Source organism: Gordonia sp. (in: high G+C Gram-positive bacteria), from assembly GCF_012515855.1.
GTDB lineage: Bacteria > Actinomycetota > Actinomycetes > Mycobacteriales > Mycobacteriaceae > Gordonia.
Genome location: NZ_JAAYXO010000221.1, coordinates 15829 through 34515 on the forward strand (window position 1 = coordinate 15829; position 18687 = coordinate 34515).

Genomic DNA, 18687 nt, shown 5'->3' on the forward strand with positions numbered 1-18687 from the left:
GGACGCAGAAAGTGAGCAGCAGCGTGAGCCAGCCCGAGCAGCCGGCCCTGTCCCAGGCCCGGGCCCTGGTGGCCGGGAACTCCGACCGCTTCGCAAGCAATGTGTTTGCACGGCTGTTCACCCTGAAGCCGGAACTCCGCGAGTTGTTCCCCGCCGAACTCGGCGGCCTCCGTCAGGGCTTCGTCGACGTGCTCGATCACGTGCTCGAGGCCATCGCCGCGCCGGACGGGCACGGCGAACTCGTCGAGTTCTTGGCACAGCTCGGCCGCGACCACCGCAAGTACGGCGTGGTCAGCGACCACTACTGGTTGATGTACGACGCCCTGATGTCGGAGTTCCAGTTCGCCTTCGGGCCCCGTCGTTGGACGCCCGAGATGGAGGAGACCGTCGGCCAGGCGATGCTCCTGACCACCGGCGTGATGCGCGGCGCGGCCGAGAGCGCCGCCGAGCCCGCGCAGTGGCAGGCCCGCGTGGTGCAGAAGTTCTCGATCACCCGCGAGCGCGCGGTGGTCCGACTGGTGGCGACCGGACCGAATCCCGGCTACGCCGCGGGTCAGTACTTGGAGACCCAGATTCCGCAGTGGCCGCGCACGTGGCGCAACCTCTCCCCCGCCATTCCGGCCAACGCCAACGGCGAGTTGGAGTTTCATGTTCGTGCGGTGCCCGGCGGCCGGGTGAGCCGGACCATCGTCAGCGACACCGCCGTCGGCGACATCTGGACCTTTGCCCAGCGCCACGGCACCATGCATCTGGATCCGCAGCGACCCGGTCTGTTGATCGCGGGCGGCTCGGGATTGTCGCCGCTGCGCGCACTGCTGATCGACCGCGCCCAGTACGGCGAGCCCGGGCCCGTGCACCTGTTCTACGGCGCGGTGCATCCCGGGGAGTTGTACGAGCTCGGTGTGCTGCAGCAGTTGGCAGCCACCAACCCGTGGCTCAAGGTGACCGCCGTGGTCGAGAACGCCGAGGATCCCTGGTGGCTCACCGGCGGCAGCGATCCGCGCCAGTGGGGTGCGGAGGTGCTGTACGGCCGGGTCGGCGAGGTGGCGGCGCAGTACGCCGATTGGCGCGGTCGCCAGGTCCTGCTGTCCGGGCCGCCGCCGATGGTCTTCCACACCGCGCTGCGCCTGCGTGCCGCGGGAGTGAACCCCGACGACATCCAGCACGACCCGACCAGCTGACCTACTGACCGGAACGTCCCCGTGAGTGGTCGCCGAGGGCTATTTGCCCTTGGGCTCCGCTCACGGGGACGTTCCGGTCAGCACTGGTCGACTATTTCTTGTTCCCCGCCAGAATCATCACGACGCCGCCCAGCATGGTCAGGTTCTTCACGAACTGCACCTGCTGCATCTTGCGCTGCATCGGATCGTCGATCTCCCAGAAGGCGTGGCCCGCAGCCGTGGTCGGGATCAGCGACGCGGCGATGATGCCTGCGCCGACCCGAGCTCCGAAGCCGCTGGCCACCATCGCGCCGCCGACGGCCATCGCGGCGCCGTTGGCGCGGACGATGGTCTCGTTGTCGAGCGGCACCGGGACCACCGCGCGGGCCTTGTCGAGCAGCGGCGCAGCCGCATTGACTCGCATGCCCGGTTCGGTGGCCGCGTCGTACCCCAGCACGATGTACGGGATTCCGGTGAAAGCTCGGCCGGCGGCACGAAGGAGACGCATGTGTCAGGTTCCTTTGGGTGGAGAGTTGAGGTCGTATCCGAGGGTACGCCGGGGCGCGCTACCCGATTCCGCTCCCGCACGGGACACGGGACCGCCCTACGGGTTCGACAGCACTGGGAACCCGTCCTCCTCCGCCAGATGCATGGCCTCGAACGCCGCGAGTCGGTCGCGCGCCGGGCCGCCGACTTTCTTGGCCACCGCCGACACCAGCAGCTCGGTCAGCATGAAGCCGTGGGCGAGGGAGTCGAAGGGACCGGGGCCGGCGTGGCTGGTCGCCAGTACGGCGTCGGCCTTCGACGACAGCGGCGACAAGTACGTGTCCGTCATCAGGATCAGCTGAGCACCCCGGTCGACGGCGGCGTCGCCCCACTCGATGGTGGTGTGCTGGTAACGGCGGTAGTCGTAGGTCATGACGGTGGTGGTCTGGTCGATGTCGACGAGCGAGGTCATGTACTCCGCCGACGTCGGATTGACGAAGATGACACCCGGCCGCAGGATGCGCAGGTACTGATGCAGCTGAATGGCCAGCACCGACGTGAACCGGCCGCCGAGCACCATCACCGTCCGGTCGAGATCCGCCAGGGCCTCCACCGCTCGCTCGAGGTCGGGCACCGAGACGTCGCCGATCGTCGATCGCACACCTTCGATGTAGTCGTTCGCAGCCACCGCGATGTCGGACCCAGCCACCGCCGCGTGCCCGCCGTCGTCGTTCGGGTACACCGCGACCGGCGAGAACAGTCGACTCTGGACCTCGTCGCGCAGCGCTTCCTGAAAGGCCGGATAACCCGCGTACCCGATCTTCTGGACCAACCGGAGCGCCGTCGGAGTGCTGACTCCCGCTTTCGCCGCCAACTGCGCCACCGACACCAAGCCTGCGGTCGGGTAGCCGCTGGAGATCGCGACTGCGACCTTCAGCTCGCCGGGCGCAAGGGAATGTCGCACCTTCCGAATCCGCTGGGCGACGGTGTCTTCTCCCGAGTCCGCGTTCGCCATGTCGCCGAGTCTAGTCCGATGTCCGTTTCTGTCCGTTCGACGCGCACGACCATGCGGCACCACCCCCGACCCAGGATCTACTCCGAATCGAAAAACGCTGGCAGAAAGACCACCGCGACCCGCCCGAGAAACTGCCCGAGAATCCCTCTTCCGTTGTGACGTACTAAACGCTATGTTGTGTTAGCGTTGCGTATCACACGGTACAAAGACCCTATTCGACTAGGACTTTTGATGACTCAGCAAGACGGGGCGTGCGACGCGCCCGAGGCACTTGTCGGCGCGTCAGCGCCCGGCAGCAGATGGTCGGATCTCATCGAGACCGATCGCGTTCACCGACAGCTCTACACCGACTCCGCGGTCTTCGACGAAGAACTGGTGAAGGTCTTCGGCGGCGAGTCGTGGGTGTACCTGGCCCACGAATCCCAGCTTCCGGAAGCCAACTCGTTCCTCTCGGTTCGCATGGGCCTGCGCCCGGTGATCGTGATCCGCGACAAGAATGGCGAGGACCTCCACGCGGTCTTCAACCGCTGCGCGCACCGCGCTGCGACGGTGTGCCGCGAGGAGTCGGGCATCGCGAAGAGCTTCCAGTGCCCCTACCACGGCTGGACCTTCCGCAACACCGGCGAACTGGTCGGCGTCCCCTGGGCCCGCGGCTACGACGATCTCGACAAGTCGAAGATGGGACTCACGACCGTTCCGCGGGTCGAGAGCTACCGCGGCTTCATCTTCGGCACCATGAACCAGGACGCACCGTCCGTCGCCGACTGGCTGGGCAACGCCAAGCCCTGGCTCGACTACTGGATCGACCGCGCGCCCCGCGGCGCGGTCTCGGTGAACGCCGCCGCGTACCGCATGGGCTACCGGGGCAACTGGAAGCTCGCCTTCGACAACGCGGGCGACGGCTACCACCCGTCGTTCTCGCATCGCTCCCTCCTCGAGATGGCCTCGCGCATGGGCGATTCCAAGGACATGTCGTACTTCGGCAAGACCCCCGACGACGGCCCGATGAAGGTCTACTCGCTCGGCAACGGACACAGCGTCATCGACCAGCGGCCGGTGTACGACGGTCCGGGCAGCTTCTGGAACAACCAGCGTCCGCAGCCCGGACGCGAGAGCTTCGAGGAAGCGATCCGCGCCGAGCACGGCGACGACGCCGACCGCCTCCTCGACCTCGCGATCGGCGCGCAGATCAACCTGAGCATCTTCCCGAACCTGCTGGTGATCGGCAATCAGATCCAGGTGATCGAGCCGATGGCCGTCGACCGCACCCAGCTCACCTGGCACGCCACCACGATCGGCGACGTCCCCGACGCGGTCAACACGATGCGCATGCGCTCGCAGGAGGACTTCCCGTCGTTCGGCGAGCCCGACGATCAGGCGAACTTCGAGGAAGCACAGCGCGGCCTGGCCGCCCCCGAGGCGGAATGGATCTACATGAACCGCGGTCTCGGCGTGGCCGACTGGCAGTCGACCGACGAGAGCGGCGTGGTGGTCACGGCAGTCACCGACGAGATTCACATGCGCAGCTACTACGACGAGTGGCAGCGCCGAATGGGAGAGACCAACTGATGATCATCGACGACCTTCCCGAGAAGTACGCCGACACCACCTCGTTCTCGTACCACGTCGACGCCGCGTGGTACGACGAGCTCGACCGCTACCGCGGCGTTCTGCGCGACGAGTGGCCCGCGTCCACCGTCGACGACTGGCATGCCGCCCAGGCGTTTCTGTCTCGCGAAGCCCGACTCATCGACGAGGGCCGCTTCAACGACTGGCTGGATCTGTTCACCGAGGACTGCCTCTACTGGGTCCCGGTGACACCCGGCGGCGGCAATCCGCGCGCCGAGGTGAGCCACGCCTTCGACGACCACCGTCGCCTCACCGACCGGGTGTACTGGCTGCGAACCGGCCTGGCCTACAGCCAGCTGCCTGCCTCGCGCACCCGACGGCTGATCACCGGAATCGAGACCACCGACCTCGACGACGACACCCGGATCATCCGCTCCAACTTCACGATCCACGAGTTCCGCGCCGGCACCGCGAAGACGTACACCGGCTGGTACGGACATGTCCTGAAGCGGGCGGACGACCGGTGGCGGATCCGGTTGAAGACCGCCAACCTCATCGACTCCGAGCAGTACCACGAGAACCTGACGCTGGTGTTCTGACATGGAATCCCAGCCCGCCGAGCCCGACTTGGAGCGAGAGGTCCGGGATCTTCGACGCGAGTTCGCCCGCGTGAGCACTCGCCTCGAACGCATCGAACGGGACCTGGCCGCCACCGAACCCCTGGTGAAGGCCGTCCACAGTCTCAAGATCTGGGACTTCACGCCGTACGGCGTCACCCCGAGCGACGATTGGGTGGCCGTCGACCGAACCACCGCCGAGCACCTGTTGGCCGCCCTCGCTCAGATCGACCATTGGACCCCCTGGCAGAACCGATTGGAGCCCAGACCACCGTCATGACTCGGACACTGACTGTCATCGCGCACATCGCCACCCCGTCGATCACCGTGCTCGACCGCGTCGCGCGCGCCAACGGGTGGGCGATCGATCTCGTCCACCCGCATCGGGGCGAACCCCTTCCGGAACAACCGGAGGCCGTGGTGGTGCTCGGCGGCCCGCAGAGCGCCTACGACGCGCAGGCCCATCCGTACCTGACGACGGAGATCGAGTACATCGCGCGCTGCCATCGGGCGGGGATCCCCATGCTGGCGATCTGTCTCGGCTCCCAACTGCTCGCCGAAGCCCTCGGCGGATCGGCTGTTCCGGGCGAGAGCGGCCTCGAATGCGGATTCATCGACGTCACCCGAATCGGCGGCGAAACCCCGCTTCCGCTGCCGGGTCGCTACTTCTCGTTCCACTCCGACCGAGCCGAACCACCGTCGGCAGCTCAGCTTCTCGCCACCAGCGATCGGTATCTCCAGAGCTGGCAGGTCGGCACCTCCGTCGCCATTCAGTTCCACCCCGAACTCGACGCCACCGGTATCAATGAGCTCCTCGACATCGAGGGCCCCAAGCTCGCCCGCTACGGCGTCGACGTCGACGCCATCCGCGCGGCGGCCGACGAACCCGGTTCGTCGGATCCCGGCGAGCGTCTGCTGAACGCGTGGTTCGCCACGGACCCCGCCTGAGCCCTCCACACCACACCGACTACATCCGTCACCGCCACGCAACGTGGCGCTTCCCGCGCTACCGGTTTCTCTCGGCCGGCCCTGCCGAGCTCGGTTCGCATCCCTGCATCACCCCCATCTCACAGCTCCCTCCCGAGCACCGTTCTGCTGTCATCAGCCCGTCTCACCAGGAGAAACTCATGTCCTCAGAGAAGTTCGTCGCCAAGCACAACCTCTACGGTCCCGCCGAGCAGCAGCTCGCCGCCGAGTCCCTCGCCGCCATCGAGCGCGAGGGCATCGAAGTGGTCCGCCTCGCGTGGCCCGACCAGCACGGCCTGCTCCGCGGCAAGGCCCTCACCGTTCCCGCCTACAAGTCGGCGCTCGAGTCGGGCAACGCCATCACCATGGCCCCGTTCTTCTTCGACACCGCCAACGCGATCGTCTACAACCCCTTCAGCCCCGACGGCGGCTTCGCGATCGACGGCCTCGGTGGCAGCCCCAACGTCACCATGGTCCCGGACCCCGGCACCTTCACCGTGCTGCCGTGGGCGCCTAAGACTGCCGTCGTGTTCGCCGACCTCTACATGTCCGACGGCCGCCCGTTCCCGCTCGCGCCGCGCACCCTGTTGAAGGAGAAGCTGGCCAAGCTCGCCGAGTCGGGCTACAGCCTGATCACCGGCATCGAGATGGAGTGGTACCTCACCCGCCTGGTGGACGACGGCCTCGGCACCTGCTCGCTGGGTGCCCCCGGCTCGCCCGCCGATCCGCCGACCGTCGCTCCGGTCGGCCGCGGATACAACTACCTGCTGCTCGACCACCTCGATGAGGTCGACGACACCATCCGCCCGATCCGCGAGGCCGTCGCCGCCATGGGTCTGCCGATCCGCTCCTTCGACGACGAGTGGGCGCCGAGCCAGATCGAGACCACCTTCGACGTCCTCGAAGGCCTCGCCGCAGCCGACTCGGCCTCGCTGTTCCGCATGGCCGTCAAGCAGATCGCCAAGCGCAACGGGCACGTCGCATCGTTCATGTGCACCCCGGCCGTCGAAGGCTTCTACGCCAGCGGCTGGCACCTGCACACCTCGATCGTCGACTCCCAGACCGGCGAGAACCTGATGATCCCGCGCGACGACGCCCCGCTGTCCGAGCTGGGCTGCCACTACGTCGGCGGTACCCTGGCGCACGGCGTCGCGGCGTCGGTGTTCACCACCCCGACCGTCAACGGCTACCGTCGCCGCCGCCCGTACTCGCTGGCGCCGGACCGCGTGACCTGGGGCAAGGACAACCGCGCGGCGATGATGCGCGTGATCGGCGGCACCAACGACCCGGCGTCGCACGTGGAGAACCGCGTCGGCGATTCCGCCGCCAACCCGTACCTGTACATGGCCGCGCAGGTCGCGACCGGCCTGGACGGCATCCTCAACCGCACCGACCCGGGCGACTGCAGCGAGGACCCCTACAGCGCCGAGGTGCCGCAGCTGCCGACCTCGCTGGCGGAGGCGGTCGACGCCCTCGACAAGGACGCCTTCTTCCGCAAGGAGTTCGGCGACGGCTTCATCGACTACATGGTCACGATGAAGCGCAGCGAGGTGACGCGCTACGAGGCGTGGGTGGCCGAGAACCCCGACGAGTCCACGTACGTCAACGGCGTGACCGACTGGGAGCACCGCGAGTACTTCGAACTCTTCTGAGTTCGTCCCCGCGTTAAGAAAGAGAAGAAGGAAGAACTCCAGTGCCCACAATCACTTTCATCAGTCCGGACGGCAGTAAGCACGAGGTCGAGGCCAAGGTCGGTGCGTCCGTGATGGAGACCGCGGTGAAGCTCGGCGTGCCCGGCGTCGTCGGAGAATGCGGCGGCGGGTTGTCGTGCGCCACCTGTCACGTGTTCGTCGAACCTCATCAGATCGAGCTCACCGGCGTCGCCGAGGACTTCGAGGAGGAGATGCTCGAGGACGCGGTCACTCCGGCCACCGAGTGCAGCAGGCTGTCGTGCCAGATTCGGATGACGGACGAGCTCGACGGCCTGATCCTGACGATTGCGCCCGAGCAGTGACCGGTCAGATCCTCATCGCCGGCGGCGGTGAGGCGGGGCTGAGCATCGCGACGACGCTCCGCGAGGCGGGTTACGACGGCGGCATCTGCATCGTCACCGATGAGGGCGTGGCGCCGTACCAGCGACCTCCGCTCTCGAAAGAGATGCTGCACGGGACCGACGAACTCCCCGATGTACAGCTGCGGGCACCGGAGTTCTTCCAGGACAACAACATCGAGCTGCTGGTGGGTCGGTCGATCGAGTCGGTGGCGATGCACGACAACGGAGGCACCGCCGTTCTCGACAACGGTGCCGAGATCACCTTCGACCGCCTCGCGGTGGCCACCGGATCCACTCCGATGCAGTTGCCCGTGCCCGGGGCCGATCTCGACGGCGTGGTGTCGCTGCGGACCCTCGACGACGCGGTGCGCCTACGCGACCTGCTCGATCACGCACAGCGACTCGTGGTGGTCGGCGGCGGTTTCATCGGCCTAGAGGTGGCGGCCACGGCACGACTGCGCGGCCTCGAAGTGACGGTGGTGCAGAACACCGACCGCCTGATGTCGCGCGTTGTCGCCGAACCGGTCTCCGCGTTCATTCACACGCAGCACCGGGCGGCGGGCATCGACGTGGTGCTCAACACCTCCGTCACCGGGTTCACCGGAGTCGACGGCCGTGTCACGTCGACCGAGCTGTCGGACGGCCGGTCGCTGCCGTCCGACCTGGTGGTGGTCGGGGTCGGCGCGCGGCCGGTCACGGCGCTCGCCCAACAGATCGGGTTGTCGTGCGACGGCGGCATCATCGTCGACGCGCACGCACAGACCAGCCACCCCGCCGTCGTCGCCGCGGGCGACTGCACCGTGCAACCGCATCCGAACGCCCTCGACCAGCTGATCCCCATCGAGTCGGTCAACAACGCCACCGAGCAGGGCAAGACCGCCGCACACACCCTGATGGGCAGCCCACCGCACGTGCGCGGCGTGCCGTGGTTCTGGTCCAACCAGGGCGCCACCAAGATTCAGATCGCGGGCATCTCCGACGGCTACGACGACGTCGTGGTGCGCGCCGACGGCCTGGACCGGCTCACCGCGCTGTACTACCGGGAGGGAAGGCTGATCGCCGCCGACTCGGTCAACAATCCTCGCGACCACATGGCCGTGAAGCGCGCGCTGGCCGCCGACAAATCCATCGACCCGACGCGGGCCGGAGATCCGTCCGTACCGCTGAAGACACTGATCACTGAGTGAAACGGACCCCGACCATTGATCACAGAATTGAAAGGCGAGGACACCCGATTGGCCGTTAGGAAAGCCGCGGCACCGGAGATCGATTCCGTCGACGCGAGCGCTGAATCGTCCAACACGCGTCGTGCATTGGCCCTCGTCCATGGAATGACCGAAGAGAATCGGCTCCCGTCGCTCGGCACCCTGCTGCCCGCTCTGCGGCGACGCGGATTCGAGGTGACAGTGGTCGCTGCTGACGATGAAGCCGTCCCGATGCCTCGTCCCGATGACTATCAGGTGCTGGTGGTGATGGGATCGCACGATTCGGTGTACGACGATCACCTCGTGTGGATCGCCCGTGAACGCGACTACCTGCTCGGCGCCGTCGACGCTGGGATCCCGGTATTCGGCGTCTGCTTCGGCGCGCAGATGCTGGCCCACCTGTTCGGTGGCACCGTGCAGCGCGGCGAACTGTCCGAGCACGGACTCACCGTCATCGACACCCGCGACCCCGACCTGGTGGGTGCGGGCCCGTGGCTGGAGTTCCACCACGACGCCATCACCGCGCCGGCGTCCGCCGATGTGGTGGCCACTACGGCGGCGGGAGTGCAGGCGTTCACCGTCGGCCCCCACATGGGAGTCCAGTTCCATCCGGAAGCCAGTCCCGCGTGGCTACGCGCGTGGTCGTCGAGCATCCCCGACATGGAGAGTTACCTGGCGAGCCACGGCTTGGACCTGGCGTCGTTCACCGAAAGCGTCGGCGGCGACACCGACATCTCCGCCGCTGTGGAGTGCGACGTCCTCTTCGGCCGCTTTCTGGAGCGCGCAGGTATCGCCCGGCCGTCGCGGCCGATGCCCGGGTCGGCCGACTAGGACGAGGGCGCCTCCCCACGCTGGTCGAGTCGGCTTCCCCTTGCTGGTCGAGTCGGCGAGTGAGCGCAGCGAACCCGCCACAATCGAGACCGCCGCTACCCCGGTCTCGACACACCGATGCGGGCTCCGCGCCGCAGCGGCACTCGACCAACGTGGGAAGGCCCCCTCCCCGCAACACGCACGTGAAAGGCCCCGGCAGGAAACTCCTGCCGGGGCCTTTCGCGTCCGCCTCCTACGACCGCCGCTTACCTCGCGGCTGCCAGACGACCAGCGCATTCGACCTCGGGACGGGGACCAGCTCGCCCCGACGGGGGCGGGTGGTCGACTCGAGTTCGTGGGCGAGGTCGGCCACGCGCTTGTGCAGTGCCTCCACCTCGTCGCTCAGTTCGATGATTCGCTTGATGCCCGCGAGGTTGACGCCCTCGTCCTGCGAGAGGCGCTGGATCTCGCGGAGCATCTCGACGTCGCGGTTGGAGTACCTGCGACCACCGCCGCGCGTGCGCTGCGGGGTCACCAGGCCCAGCCGGTCGTAGGTGCGCAGCGTCTGCGCATGCATGCCGGCCAGCTCCGCCGCCACCGAGATCATGAAAGTGGCGGCGTCACTGACGTCGTCGCGTCGTGGTCGGTTTTCCGGGTTGACGCCTGCCATGGGTCATTCACCGCCCCCAGTTGGCGCGGGGGTCGAACCCGCTTGCTCGTTCGGCCTCCGCGTACTGCTTCATCGCTGCGGTCGCAGCGTCGTCGAGCTTGGTGGGGACCGCTACCTTGACGGTGACCAACAGGTCGCCCGATCCGCCCGATCGTTTCGGAACGCCGCGGCCCTTGAGTCGCAGCGTACGCCCGTCGGACGTCCCCGCCGGGATCTTGACGCCGACGGAGCCGTCGAGCGTCGGGACCGAGACGGTGGCGCCGAGGACCAGTTCGGCGATCGACACCGGCAGTTCGACGCGCAGGTCGTTGCCGGTGCGGGTGAAGACCTTGTCGGCCAGCACGTGAACGGTCACGTACAGGTCGCCCGACGGCGCGCCGCGCATACCGGCCTCGCCCTGTCCGGCGAGTCGGATCCGCTGACCGTCTTCCACACCCTGCGGGACGCGGACGTTGATGGTCCGCGGGCGCACGGTGATGCCGGAGCCCTGGCAGTCCGGGCACGGATCGTCGATCTTGGTGCCGGTGCCCTGGCAGTCGGGGCAGGGTTCGGAGAAGCCGAAGTGTCCCTGGTTGCGAGTCACGTAGGCCGACCCGTTGCAGGTGGGGCAGGTGCGCGGGCTGGTGCCCGGCTTGGCGCCGCTGCCATGACACTTGGTGCACGGCGACGGGCTGGTGACCCGCAGTGACACCTTGGCGCCCTGCACCGCGTCGCGGAAGGCGACGGTGGTCTCGGTCTCGAGGTCGTTGCCGCGACGCTGACGGGTGCCGCCGCCGGCCGCTCCGGCGCCGCCACGACCGCCCAGCAGATCGCCGAACAGGTCGCCGAAGCCACCGCCACCGCCGGCGTTGCCGCCGCCGAACAGGTCGCCGATGTCGAAGCCGCCGGCTCCGCCACCGCTGTATCCGCCGCCGCCGAAACCGCCGCCCCCGCCGGTGAAACGGCCGCTGGACATCAGGGTTCGGGCCTCGTCGTACTCTTTGCGCTTGGTCTCGTCGGACAGCACGCTGCTGGCCTCCGACACCCGCTTGAAGCGTTCCTCAGCCGCCGTGTCGCCCGGATTGGCGTCCGGGTGCAACTCACGAGCGAGCTTCCGGTAGGCCTTCTTGATCTGGTCGGCAGTGGCGTCGGAAGAAACGCCGAGGTCTGCGTAGAAATCGCGTTCCAGCCATTCACGCTGTGGTGCCATCAGACGTCACCTCCTAGAAAAGTCTGTGGTTGTGATGTGCCGCTCATGCTTGAGTGCACGAATATATCCGCTGTGGTGAGTGCAGCTGCTGCGGGGCCGCAACCGGGCATGCCGGTCACGACCCCGCGCGCACATCACTGCTCCGGTGCGGGTACCGGATCGGTGACCGTCACCATGGCGTGGCGGATCACCTTGTCGCCCAGGCGGTAGCCCACCCGGAAGACGTTCCCGATGACCGGAGTGTCGCCACTCCCGTCGTTCTGGATGGCCTCGTGGAGCTCCGGGTCGAAGACCTCGCCCGGCTCCGCGAACTTCACCAGCTTCTCGCTCGTCAACACGTCGCCCAGCTTGTCGGCCAAAGCCTTGAGCGGGCCTTCGACGAGGTCACCGTGATCGCGGGCGCGATCGAGATCGTCGAGGATCGGCAGCAGCTTCTCGACGAGAACCTGCTTGCCGCGGTCGACGGCCTGCAGCTGCTCTTCAGCACTGCGTCGGCGGAAGTTGGCGAACTGAGCGCGTTCCCGCTGCAGTGCGTCGGTCAGCTCTGCGACCTGGGCATCAGCGGTGCTCGCCTCATCACCGGCCGGCTGGGCCGCCGCGGTGTCCGCGGCGGCGTCAGCCTGCTCGGTGTCGTCAACCGTCACCGGCTCGTCGACGTTTGCGTCCTCGACGTTCTCGGACGTCACTTGTTCTCGCCTTCGGCGGGATCGTCCACGACCTCGGCGTCGACGACGTCGTCGGCGCTGTCGTCACCGGCAGCTGCGGCGGCTTCGCCCTCGGCCTGAGCGTTGGCATAGATCGCCTGGCCCATCTCCTGCGAGACCTCCGACAGCTTCTCCACCGCGTTGCGGATGGCCGTGGTGTCGGTGCCCTTCAGCGCCTCGTTGGCGTCGGCCACTGCGGCCTCGACCTTCTCCTTGACGTCGGCCGGAACCTTGTCGTCGTTCTCCTTGAGGAACTTCTCCGTCTGGTTGACCAGCGACTCCGCCTGGTTGCGGGTCTCGGCCTCTTCGCGACGGATGCGGTCCTCTTCGGCGTGAGCCTCAGCGTCCTTGACCATGCGGTCGATCTCTTCCTTCGAGAGACCCGAGCCGTCCTGGATCCGGATGCTGTTCTCCTTGCCGGTGCCCTTGTCCTTCGCGGTGACGTGCACGATGCCGTTGGCGTCGATGTCGAAGGTCACCTCGATCTGCGGGACACCCTGCGGAGCCGGTGCGATGCCGCCGAGCTCGAACGATCCGAGCAGCTTGTTGTGCGAGGCGATCTCGCGCTCACCCTGGAACACCTGGATCTGCACCGACGGCTGGTTGTCGTCAGCAGTCGTGTACGTCTCCGAGCGCTTGGTCGGGATGGTGGTGTTGCGCTCGATCAGCTTGTGCATCACGCCGCCCTTGGTCTCGATGCCCAGGCTCAGCGGGGTCACGTCGAGCAGAAGCACGTCCTTGACCTCGCCGCGCAACACGCCGGCCTGCAGGGCAGCGCCCACGGCCACGACCTCGTCCGGGTTCACGCCCTTGTTGGGGTCCTGACCACCGGTGAGCTCCTTGACCAGCTCCGTGACGGCGGGCATACGGGTGGAGCCGCCCACCAGCACCACGTGGTCGATGTCGCCCACGGAGATGCCGGCGTCCTTGATCACGGCCTGGAACGGAGTGCGGGTGCGCTCCAGCAGGTCGCTGGTGATCTTCTGGAACTCGCTGCGGCTCAGCTGCTCGTCGAGGAAGAGCGGGTTCTTGTCCGCGTCCACGGTGATGTAGGGCAGGTTGATCGAGGTGCTCTGCGAAGCGGAGAGCTCGATCTTGGCCTTCTCAGCAGCCTCGCGGAGACGCTGCATGGCCATCTTGTCCTTGGTGAGGTCGATGCCTGCCGACGCCTTGAACTTGTCGACCAGCCACTCCACGACGCGCTCGTCCCAGTCGTCGCCGCCCAGGTTGTTATCGCCCGAGGTGGCGCGAACCTCGACGACACCGTCGCCGATTTCGAGCAGCGAGACGTCGAAGGTGCCGCCGCCGAGGTCGAAGACCAGGATGGTCTGTTCCTTCTCACCCTTGTCGAGGCCGTAGGCCAGGGCCGCTGCGGTGGGCTCGTTGACGATGCGCAGGACGTTGAGTCCGGCGATCTGTCCGGCTTCCTTGGTCGCCTGGCGCTGAGCGTCGTTGAAGTACGCCGGCACGGTGATGACCGCGTCGGTGACGTCTTCGCCCAGGTAGGCCTCTGCGTCGCGCTTGAGCTTCATCAGCGTGCGAGCGCTGATCTCCTGCGCGGTGTACTTCTTGTCGTCGATGTCGACGGTCCACTCGCCGCCCATGTGGCGCTTGACCGAGCGGATGGTGCGATCGACGTTGGTGACCGCCTGGTTCTTGGCGGGCTGGCCCACCAAGACCTCTCCGTTGCGCGCAAAGGCGACGACGGACGGCGTGGTCCGGGCGCCTTCAGCGTTAGCGATGACGGCGGCTTCGCCGCCTTCGAGAACCGACACCACGGAGTTGGTGGTGCCGAGGTCGATTCCGACAGCACGTGACATGTGTTCCTCCTAGTTCCGGCTCGCTTGGAGGGCCGGGTAGTTCTTGGGGCCGTTGGGCCTGCGTTGGTCTGCGAAACCTCAGCGCCTCGGACTCAGGTTTAATCGACGTTTTCGTTGCCGTCAACCTTGTTGAGTCTCTATCACTCAAGTTCCTTGATCGGTTCAACTACACGCAGGGAGGATTCATTCCGCAGACTTGAGTGAATGTCGCTCAATCTTGGGTGATCCCCATCACGCGCCACGTCCGCGGAACCGCGCCGACCATCCGGTCTGTAGCAGGACCCGAGCGATGCACTGGATCGATCGAACGAAGAAACGGCGAAATCCGGGTCATACAACCTCAAGTCGGCACAGATCCGACTGCAAAGCAGTGACCTGTTACGTTCACCCGAACAGAGGGTGACGGTCATCACTTATCAGCCTCACAGTGTCCGAATTAGACCATTCGGAACTCATCCGACCTGCATAAACGCCTTTTCGCTTCATTCTCGGAGCGGACATCCATCCGTGGCACAGAACTCAACTTTCGACACAAACGCGCAGATGTGTCGCTCCCCACCGTCGGCGCGGCACCCGATGATTCTTCACATGACGCATACCGCTCTCCTCATCACCACTGCACGACGCGCAGCCGTCGTCGCCGCTACCGGCGCCGCAGCTCTCTCCTTCGCAGCGCTCAGCGTTGGCGGGGCGAGCGCGGCACCGGGCGCGAACCTCGACGACAAGTGCCTCGAGTTCTCTGCCGATGGCAACTCGGGGTGGTCGACCGCCGCCGATAGCACGATTCCTTGGACCGGACAGCGCCCGTCCCCGGGCAGCAAGGGCGAAGTCGTTCAGGCCAAGTTCAGCGTCCGCAACATCTGCGACACCCCCGCCAAGTTCCAGGCCTACGCCGGTAACTGGTCTGTCGGCGGGGGCGGCTCCGCATACTTGCGCGCCGACCTCGGCGGAACCAATGGCTCCAACGCCAATCTGGTCGGTAATCCCGGCATCCTCGTCGCCGAGAAGAACATCGCCAAGGACACCCCCATGTCGGTGACCCTCCGTTTGGGTATCCCGGCCGATGAGACCGCGCAGAACTTCGAGATCAAGCCGAATTGGGCGTTCGCCCTCGAAGAGGTCGCCCCCGGTGGCGGCAACGGCGGCGGCGACGACTGCAACAGCGGTTCGCTCGGCGGCGCCCTCGGCAGCCTCGGCTGCAGCACCGGAAGCCTCGGCGGCGGATCCTCCGCATCCAAGCTGATTCAGGTCGATTCCCCGACCGTCATCAGCCGCTGACTTCCACCACCCACAGACTTCGGCCGCACCTCGGTGCCTCCCCGGCCGTAGACGGTCACTCACGACCGCCCCGCGCACTTCCCGCGCAACCCTCCCTTCTGTGCCGGAACGCTTCCGGCACAGTCCCTGAACAGAAACGGGAAAGCATGAACAAGGCAACCAAGGGCGCCCTCGCCGCAGCGGCAGCAGCAGCCATCCTCGCCGGCGGCGCAGGCACCATGGCGGCGTGGAACCAGAGCACCACCGGCACCGGCGGCGGCACGATCACCGCTGGTTCACTCAACGTGACGCAGCAGGCTGGCACCGGCGTCTGGAAGTGGGTGGAGGGCAAGAAGGCTGGCGATCCCGTTGACTTCGAGAACGACAAAATCGTCCCCGGCGACAAGTTCACCTACACCGCCATCTACGACGTTGTTCTCGTCGGAACTAACTTGACGGCCACACTCACCCCGACCGTCGCAGGTGTTTCCGGCGATCTGGCGCCCTTCCTGCTAGCAACACCGACGAATGGTGAGGCTGTGGAAGTCACCCAAACCGGCCCCTACACGGTCAGCACCAACGTCACGTTCTCCACCGACGCACCGGCCAGCACGATGACGCAGACCGGCATCCTCTCGGGTGCCTCCGTCGTTCTCGCTCAGAAGTAGTAACCCCCTTCACCAAAGGTCTTCATGAAGCCCCAAATCAAGTGGGTGCTCGCGGCAGCGGTGGTTCTGCTGGTGGGATTCATCTCCCTCCAGCAGACCAGCGCGGCGTGGCGCTCCGAAGAAAGCAGTGGCGGTGGTGGCACGATCACCGCTGGCGAGCTCAACATCTCGGCAGGCAACAGCGGTGTCAAGCAGTTCACCTTGGACGGATTGACGCTCGAGAACGCCGGCCGCGGCGACAGCGTGCAGAAGGCACTGCCCGTCATCAACTCGGGCAACGTCACCATGCAGTACAGGCTGAACGGCATCGCCACCAGCGGCGACGCACCGCTCACCTTCCGCGTCGCCAAGGTGAACAGCGCAGCAGAGTGCACCCCGACCGGTAACGTCGGCACCGAGCTCTACAACGGTGCGGGCAACGCAGCGACCTTCCCCGCACGGAAGGTCGCGAAGGACTCCACCGAGGTGCTCTGCTTGCGGGTCACGATCGCCACCAACGCAGAGACGTCGCAGAGCTCTAAGGCGACGTACACCTTTGCAGCGAATTCGGTAGCGGGCGCATGATGACCGGTCGCGGGATTCACCACACCGACGAGACTGAGATCCTTCCCGGTCCCGCCGACACTTTGACGGCACCAGCCGACACGGACGATGAGAAGACACCACCGATCTGGTGGGTCAAGACCATCGCCTCGTATACGCTGCTCGCCATCGCGGTGGCACTGCTCGCAGTGCTCGTGGTGATCCCGCGACTGACCGGTTCTACCGCCTACACGGTGCTCACCGGCTCCATGCAGCCGACGTACCCACCGGGAACACTGATCGTCGTCAAACCGACTCCGGGCGCCGACCTGAACGCAGGCGACGTCATCACGTTCCAGCCGGAGTCTGGCAATCCCTCGGTGACCACCCACCGCATCATCAGCATCGTCTACGACGCGCAGGGTGTCCGGAAGTTCATCACTAAGGGTGACGCCAACAATGCGACTGACGACGTTCAGCTGATCGAGGAACAGATCCGCGGCAGGCTGCTCTACTCGGTGCCCCAGCTCGGGCGGCTCAACTCGCTGCTCTCGGGTGCCACGCGCAGCGTGATGATCTTCGTCATCGCCGCTGCCCTCGGCGGCTATGCACTGTGGATGTGGATCAGCGGTCTGCGCGACCGCAAGAACGGCAAGGACGGCGACAGCGACGAACCGCCTGCCGACGGCGAGCCCGAGAACCCGGTTCCGCCGGTCGGCACAGTCGACGCCCTGACGACGGCTATGCCGCCGCAGGTCGTAGCCGCCCAAGACGTTGTCGCCCAGGGCGCCCCCGCGCCACCGGTCTGCCACGCCTGCGGAGCACCGCAAGCCGGCGGCCATGCACTCGCATACTCGGCAGTGCCCGAACCGCCAGCGCCGTACTACCCACCGCAGCAGGCACCGGCGCAACCGTTCCCGGCCCAGCAGTTTCCAGCCCAGCAGCACCCGCCAGCACCGCAGTACCCACCCCCGCTCTACGACCTCCCCAGCGAAGAGAGCACCCGGCCGATTCCCGTCGTCCGCTGACTGTCCCCCACCGACTTCCCTCCCCAACTGACAAGGCAGCAATCATGTCTTCACCCCACGAATCCGGCGGCCCCGCACGGTCGGGACTGCGTCGACGTCTCGGCGACACCGGCTGGACCCGCGTACGCGCTATCGCCTCGCTCGGCATGGTCTTCGGCCTCGGCGCCGTCGGCACCATGGCCGCATGGTCGGACACCGCAACCGCCACCACCGGGCAGTTCTCCACCGCGTCGGTGGACGTCAAGGTGGCACTCGACGGTGAGCGTCCGACACTCGCATTTACCTCGCTGGACAAGATCAACCTCGCCAAGGGCGACAGCACCTCCGCGATGCTTCCGGTCAACAATGTCGGCGCCACCAATTTCACGTACACGATGAAGGCCGTGGCCGCGAATGCGGGCACTTTCGTCCCGCCCGCAGGCGTCTCGCCCGCAAGCGCCGTGCCGTCTGCCGCGGACTTCGCGTCGAACCTCGTTGTCACGGTGTACGCCGGCGGTTCGGCCAGCGGCGGCACCTGCACCGGCGGCACCCAGATCGGCAGCAGTGCACTCACTCTCGGATCACCGGTGAACCTCGTGACCACCGCGCGGCCGATCAACAAATCAGCAACCGAGGACCTCTGCATCAAGGCAGCGCTGAACTCGAGCGCCCCGAACACCACGCGTATGTCGTCGGTATCCGTCGACTTCCAGTTCGCGGCCACCCAGGCGTGATGCACCGATGAGTCAGCAAGAAGTTCAGCCTCAGCGCCGCTCCCGACGTGAGCTCGCGCTCAACGTCGGTGCGGTGCTGGGCCTGATGTGCATCGTCGCAGCCATCGCCTCGATGCTGTTCGGCATCACGCCGCTGGTGTTCCGGTCGGGCTCCATGTCGCCGGAGATTCCCACCGGGTCCCTCGCGATCGCCCGCACAGTGGACGCACAGGATCTCCGCGTCGGCGACGTGGTC

20 protein-coding genes and 1 pseudogene are annotated in these 18687 nt (G+C 66.7%); 15 read left to right on the forward strand and 6 right to left on the reverse strand.

What is annotated here, in order from left to right:
- Positions 1–23 precede the first annotated feature (23 nt).
- On the forward strand, positions 24–1181 hold the full coding sequence (locus tag GX543_RS16030; RefSeq protein WP_290853403.1) for an FAD-binding oxidoreductase: 1158 nt from the start codon (positions 24–26) through the stop codon (positions 1179–1181).
- 91 nt (positions 1182–1272) lie between these two features.
- Here the strand turns inward: GX543_RS16030 and GX543_RS16035 are convergent, their stop codons facing one another.
- Together GX543_RS16035 and GX543_RS16040 are read right to left on the reverse strand one after the other, a co-directional pair.
- Complete coding sequence (locus tag GX543_RS16035; RefSeq protein ID WP_290853373.1) at positions 1273–1668, reverse strand: DoxX family membrane protein; 396 nt, start codon at positions 1666–1668, stop codon at positions 1273–1275.
- Positions 1669–1764: 96 nt separating this feature from the next.
- Positions 1765–2661, reverse strand: coding sequence for a MurR/RpiR family transcriptional regulator (locus GX543_RS16040; protein WP_290853375.1), 897 nt, complete (start codon positions 2659–2661; stop codon positions 1765–1767).
- Positions 2662–2892: 231 nt separating this feature from the next.
- On the opposite strand from GX543_RS16040, the gene GX543_RS16045 reads away from it, so the two are divergent.
- From GX543_RS16045 to GX543_RS16080, 8 genes are all read left to right on the forward strand, one after another.
- The gene (locus GX543_RS16045) at positions 2893–4230 is read left to right on the forward strand and encodes an aromatic ring-hydroxylating dioxygenase subunit alpha (protein WP_290853376.1); all 1338 of its coding nucleotides are present in this window, start codon (positions 2893–2895) and stop codon (positions 4228–4230) included.
- Positions 4230–4829, forward strand: coding sequence for an aromatic-ring-hydroxylating dioxygenase subunit beta (locus tag GX543_RS16050; protein ID WP_290853377.1), 600 nt, complete (start codon positions 4230–4232; stop codon positions 4827–4829). Before GX543_RS16045 ends, GX543_RS16050 begins: the two co-directional genes overlap by 1 nt.
- Position 4830: 1 nt before the next feature.
- A complete protein-coding gene (locus GX543_RS16055; RefSeq protein ID WP_290853378.1) occupies positions 4831–5127 on the forward strand; it encodes a hypothetical protein in 297 nt (98 codons plus the stop codon).
- The gene (locus tag GX543_RS16060; protein WP_290853380.1) at positions 5124–5795 is read left to right on the forward strand and encodes a type 1 glutamine amidotransferase; all 672 of its coding nucleotides are present in this window, start codon (positions 5124–5126) and stop codon (positions 5793–5795) included. The genes GX543_RS16055 and GX543_RS16060 overlap by 4 nt, the downstream gene beginning before the upstream one ends.
- A gap of 179 nt (positions 5796–5974) precedes the next feature.
- On the forward strand, positions 5975–7465 hold the full coding sequence (locus tag GX543_RS16065; RefSeq protein WP_290853381.1) for a glutamine synthetase family protein: 1491 nt from the start codon (positions 5975–5977) through the stop codon (positions 7463–7465).
- A 41-nt stretch (positions 7466–7506) separates the two neighbouring features.
- Positions 7507–7827, forward strand: a complete 321-nt coding sequence (locus GX543_RS16070) for a 2Fe-2S iron-sulfur cluster-binding protein (protein ID WP_290853382.1) — start codon at positions 7507–7509, stop codon at positions 7825–7827.
- Positions 7824–9053, forward strand: coding sequence for an FAD-dependent oxidoreductase (locus GX543_RS16075; protein WP_290853383.1), 1230 nt, complete (start codon positions 7824–7826; stop codon positions 9051–9053). The genes GX543_RS16070 and GX543_RS16075 overlap by 4 nt, the downstream gene beginning before the upstream one ends.
- 144 nt (positions 9054–9197) lie before the next feature.
- On the forward strand, positions 9198–9902 hold the full coding sequence (locus GX543_RS16080; protein WP_290853384.1) for a type 1 glutamine amidotransferase: 705 nt from the start codon (positions 9198–9200) through the stop codon (positions 9900–9902).
- Between the two features lie 232 nt (positions 9903–10134).
- Here GX543_RS16080 and GX543_RS16085 read toward each other — a convergent pair whose 3' ends face one another.
- The 4 genes from GX543_RS16085 to dnaK form a co-directional block, all read right to left on the reverse strand.
- Positions 10135–10551: a helix-turn-helix transcriptional regulator gene (locus GX543_RS16085; protein ID WP_290853386.1), complete on the reverse strand. Its 417-nt coding sequence runs from the start codon at positions 10549–10551 to the stop codon at positions 10135–10137.
- A gap of 7 nt (positions 10552–10558) precedes the next feature.
- Positions 10559–11740 carry a molecular chaperone DnaJ gene (gene dnaJ / locus GX543_RS16090; RefSeq protein ID WP_290853388.1) on the reverse strand — a complete coding sequence of 394 codons (1182 nt, stop codon included), beginning with the start codon at positions 11738–11740 and terminating at the stop codon, positions 10559–10561.
- 134 nt (positions 11741–11874) lie between these two features.
- Positions 11875–12426 (reverse strand): nucleotide exchange factor GrpE, encoded by a 552-nt coding sequence (grpE, locus tag GX543_RS16095; protein ID WP_290853390.1) that lies wholly within the window; start codon positions 12424–12426, stop codon positions 11875–11877.
- Positions 12423–14264: a molecular chaperone DnaK gene (gene dnaK / locus GX543_RS16100; protein WP_290853392.1), complete on the reverse strand. Its 1842-nt coding sequence runs from the start codon at positions 14262–14264 to the stop codon at positions 12423–12425. Before dnaK ends, grpE begins: the two co-directional genes overlap by 4 nt.
- A gap of 588 nt (positions 14265–14852) precedes the next feature.
- Between dnaK and GX543_RS16105 the strand changes: the two genes are divergently transcribed.
- The 6 genes and pseudogenes from GX543_RS16105 to GX543_RS16130 all read left to right on the forward strand — a co-directional run.
- Positions 14853–15542: a hypothetical protein gene (locus GX543_RS16105; RefSeq protein WP_290853394.1), complete on the forward strand. Its 690-nt coding sequence runs from the start codon at positions 14853–14855 to the stop codon at positions 15540–15542.
- A gap of 146 nt (positions 15543–15688) precedes the next feature.
- Complete coding sequence (locus GX543_RS16110; protein WP_290853396.1) at positions 15689–16189, forward strand: alternate-type signal peptide domain-containing protein; 501 nt, start codon at positions 15689–15691, stop codon at positions 16187–16189.
- 24 nt (positions 16190–16213) lie between these two features.
- Entirely contained in the window at positions 16214–16753 is a 540-nt protein-coding gene (locus tag GX543_RS16115) for a hypothetical protein (protein WP_290853398.1), read from the forward strand.
- A complete protein-coding gene (locus tag GX543_RS16120) occupies positions 16753–17739 on the forward strand; it encodes a signal peptidase I (protein WP_290853400.1) in 987 nt (328 codons plus the stop codon). The genes GX543_RS16115 and GX543_RS16120 overlap by 1 nt, the downstream gene beginning before the upstream one ends.
- 44 nt (positions 17740–17783) lie before the next feature.
- Positions 17784–18452 carry a SipW-dependent-type signal peptide-containing protein gene (locus GX543_RS16125; protein ID WP_290853401.1) on the forward strand — a complete coding sequence of 223 codons (669 nt, stop codon included), beginning with the start codon at positions 17784–17786 and terminating at the stop codon, positions 18450–18452.
- A gap of 7 nt (positions 18453–18459) precedes the next feature.
- A pseudogene (locus tag GX543_RS16130) lies at positions 18460–18687 on the forward strand (signal peptidase I); the annotation flags it as partial.

Excerpts from the sequence above, each read along its gene's own strand:
- GX543_RS16035 (WP_290853373.1), bottom strand. The coding sequence starts at position 1,668 with ATGCGTCTCCTTCGTGCCGCCGGCCGAGCTTTCACCGGAATCCCGTAC.
- GX543_RS16040 (WP_290853375.1), bottom strand. The coding sequence starts at position 2,661 with ATGGCGAACGCGGACTCGGGAGAAGACACCGTCGCCCAGCGGATTCGG.
- GX543_RS16045 (WP_290853376.1), top strand. The coding sequence starts at position 2,893 with ATGACTCAGCAAGACGGGGCGTGCGACGCGCCCGAGGCACTTGTCGGC.
- GX543_RS16050 (WP_290853377.1), top strand. The coding sequence starts at position 4,230 with ATGATCATCGACGACCTTCCCGAGAAGTACGCCGACACCACCTCGTTC.
- GX543_RS16055 (WP_290853378.1), top strand. The coding sequence starts at position 4,831 with ATGGAATCCCAGCCCGCCGAGCCCGACTTGGAGCGAGAGGTCCGGGAT.
- GX543_RS16060 (WP_290853380.1), top strand. The coding sequence starts at position 5,124 with ATGACTCGGACACTGACTGTCATCGCGCACATCGCCACCCCGTCGATC.
- GX543_RS16065 (WP_290853381.1), top strand. The coding sequence starts at position 5,975 with ATGTCCTCAGAGAAGTTCGTCGCCAAGCACAACCTCTACGGTCCCGCC.
- GX543_RS16080 (WP_290853384.1), top strand. The coding sequence starts at position 9,198 with ATGACCGAAGAGAATCGGCTCCCGTCGCTCGGCACCCTGCTGCCCGCT.
- GX543_RS16085 (WP_290853386.1), bottom strand. The coding sequence starts at position 10,551 with ATGGCAGGCGTCAACCCGGAAAACCGACCACGACGCGACGACGTCAGT.
- dnaJ (WP_290853388.1), bottom strand. The coding sequence starts at position 11,740 with ATGGCACCACAGCGTGAATGGCTGGAACGCGATTTCTACGCAGACCTC.
- dnaK (WP_290853392.1), bottom strand. The coding sequence starts at position 14,264 with ATGTCACGTGCTGTCGGAATCGACCTCGGCACCACCAACTCCGTGGTG.
- GX543_RS16105 (WP_290853394.1), top strand. The coding sequence starts at position 14,853 with ATGACGCATACCGCTCTCCTCATCACCACTGCACGACGCGCAGCCGTC.
- GX543_RS16110 (WP_290853396.1), top strand. The coding sequence starts at position 15,689 with ATGAACAAGGCAACCAAGGGCGCCCTCGCCGCAGCGGCAGCAGCAGCC.
- GX543_RS16115 (WP_290853398.1), top strand. The coding sequence starts at position 16,214 with ATGAAGCCCCAAATCAAGTGGGTGCTCGCGGCAGCGGTGGTTCTGCTG.
- GX543_RS16120 (WP_290853400.1), top strand. The coding sequence starts at position 16,753 with ATGACCGGTCGCGGGATTCACCACACCGACGAGACTGAGATCCTTCCC.
- GX543_RS16125 (WP_290853401.1), top strand. The coding sequence starts at position 17,784 with ATGTCTTCACCCCACGAATCCGGCGGCCCCGCACGGTCGGGACTGCGT.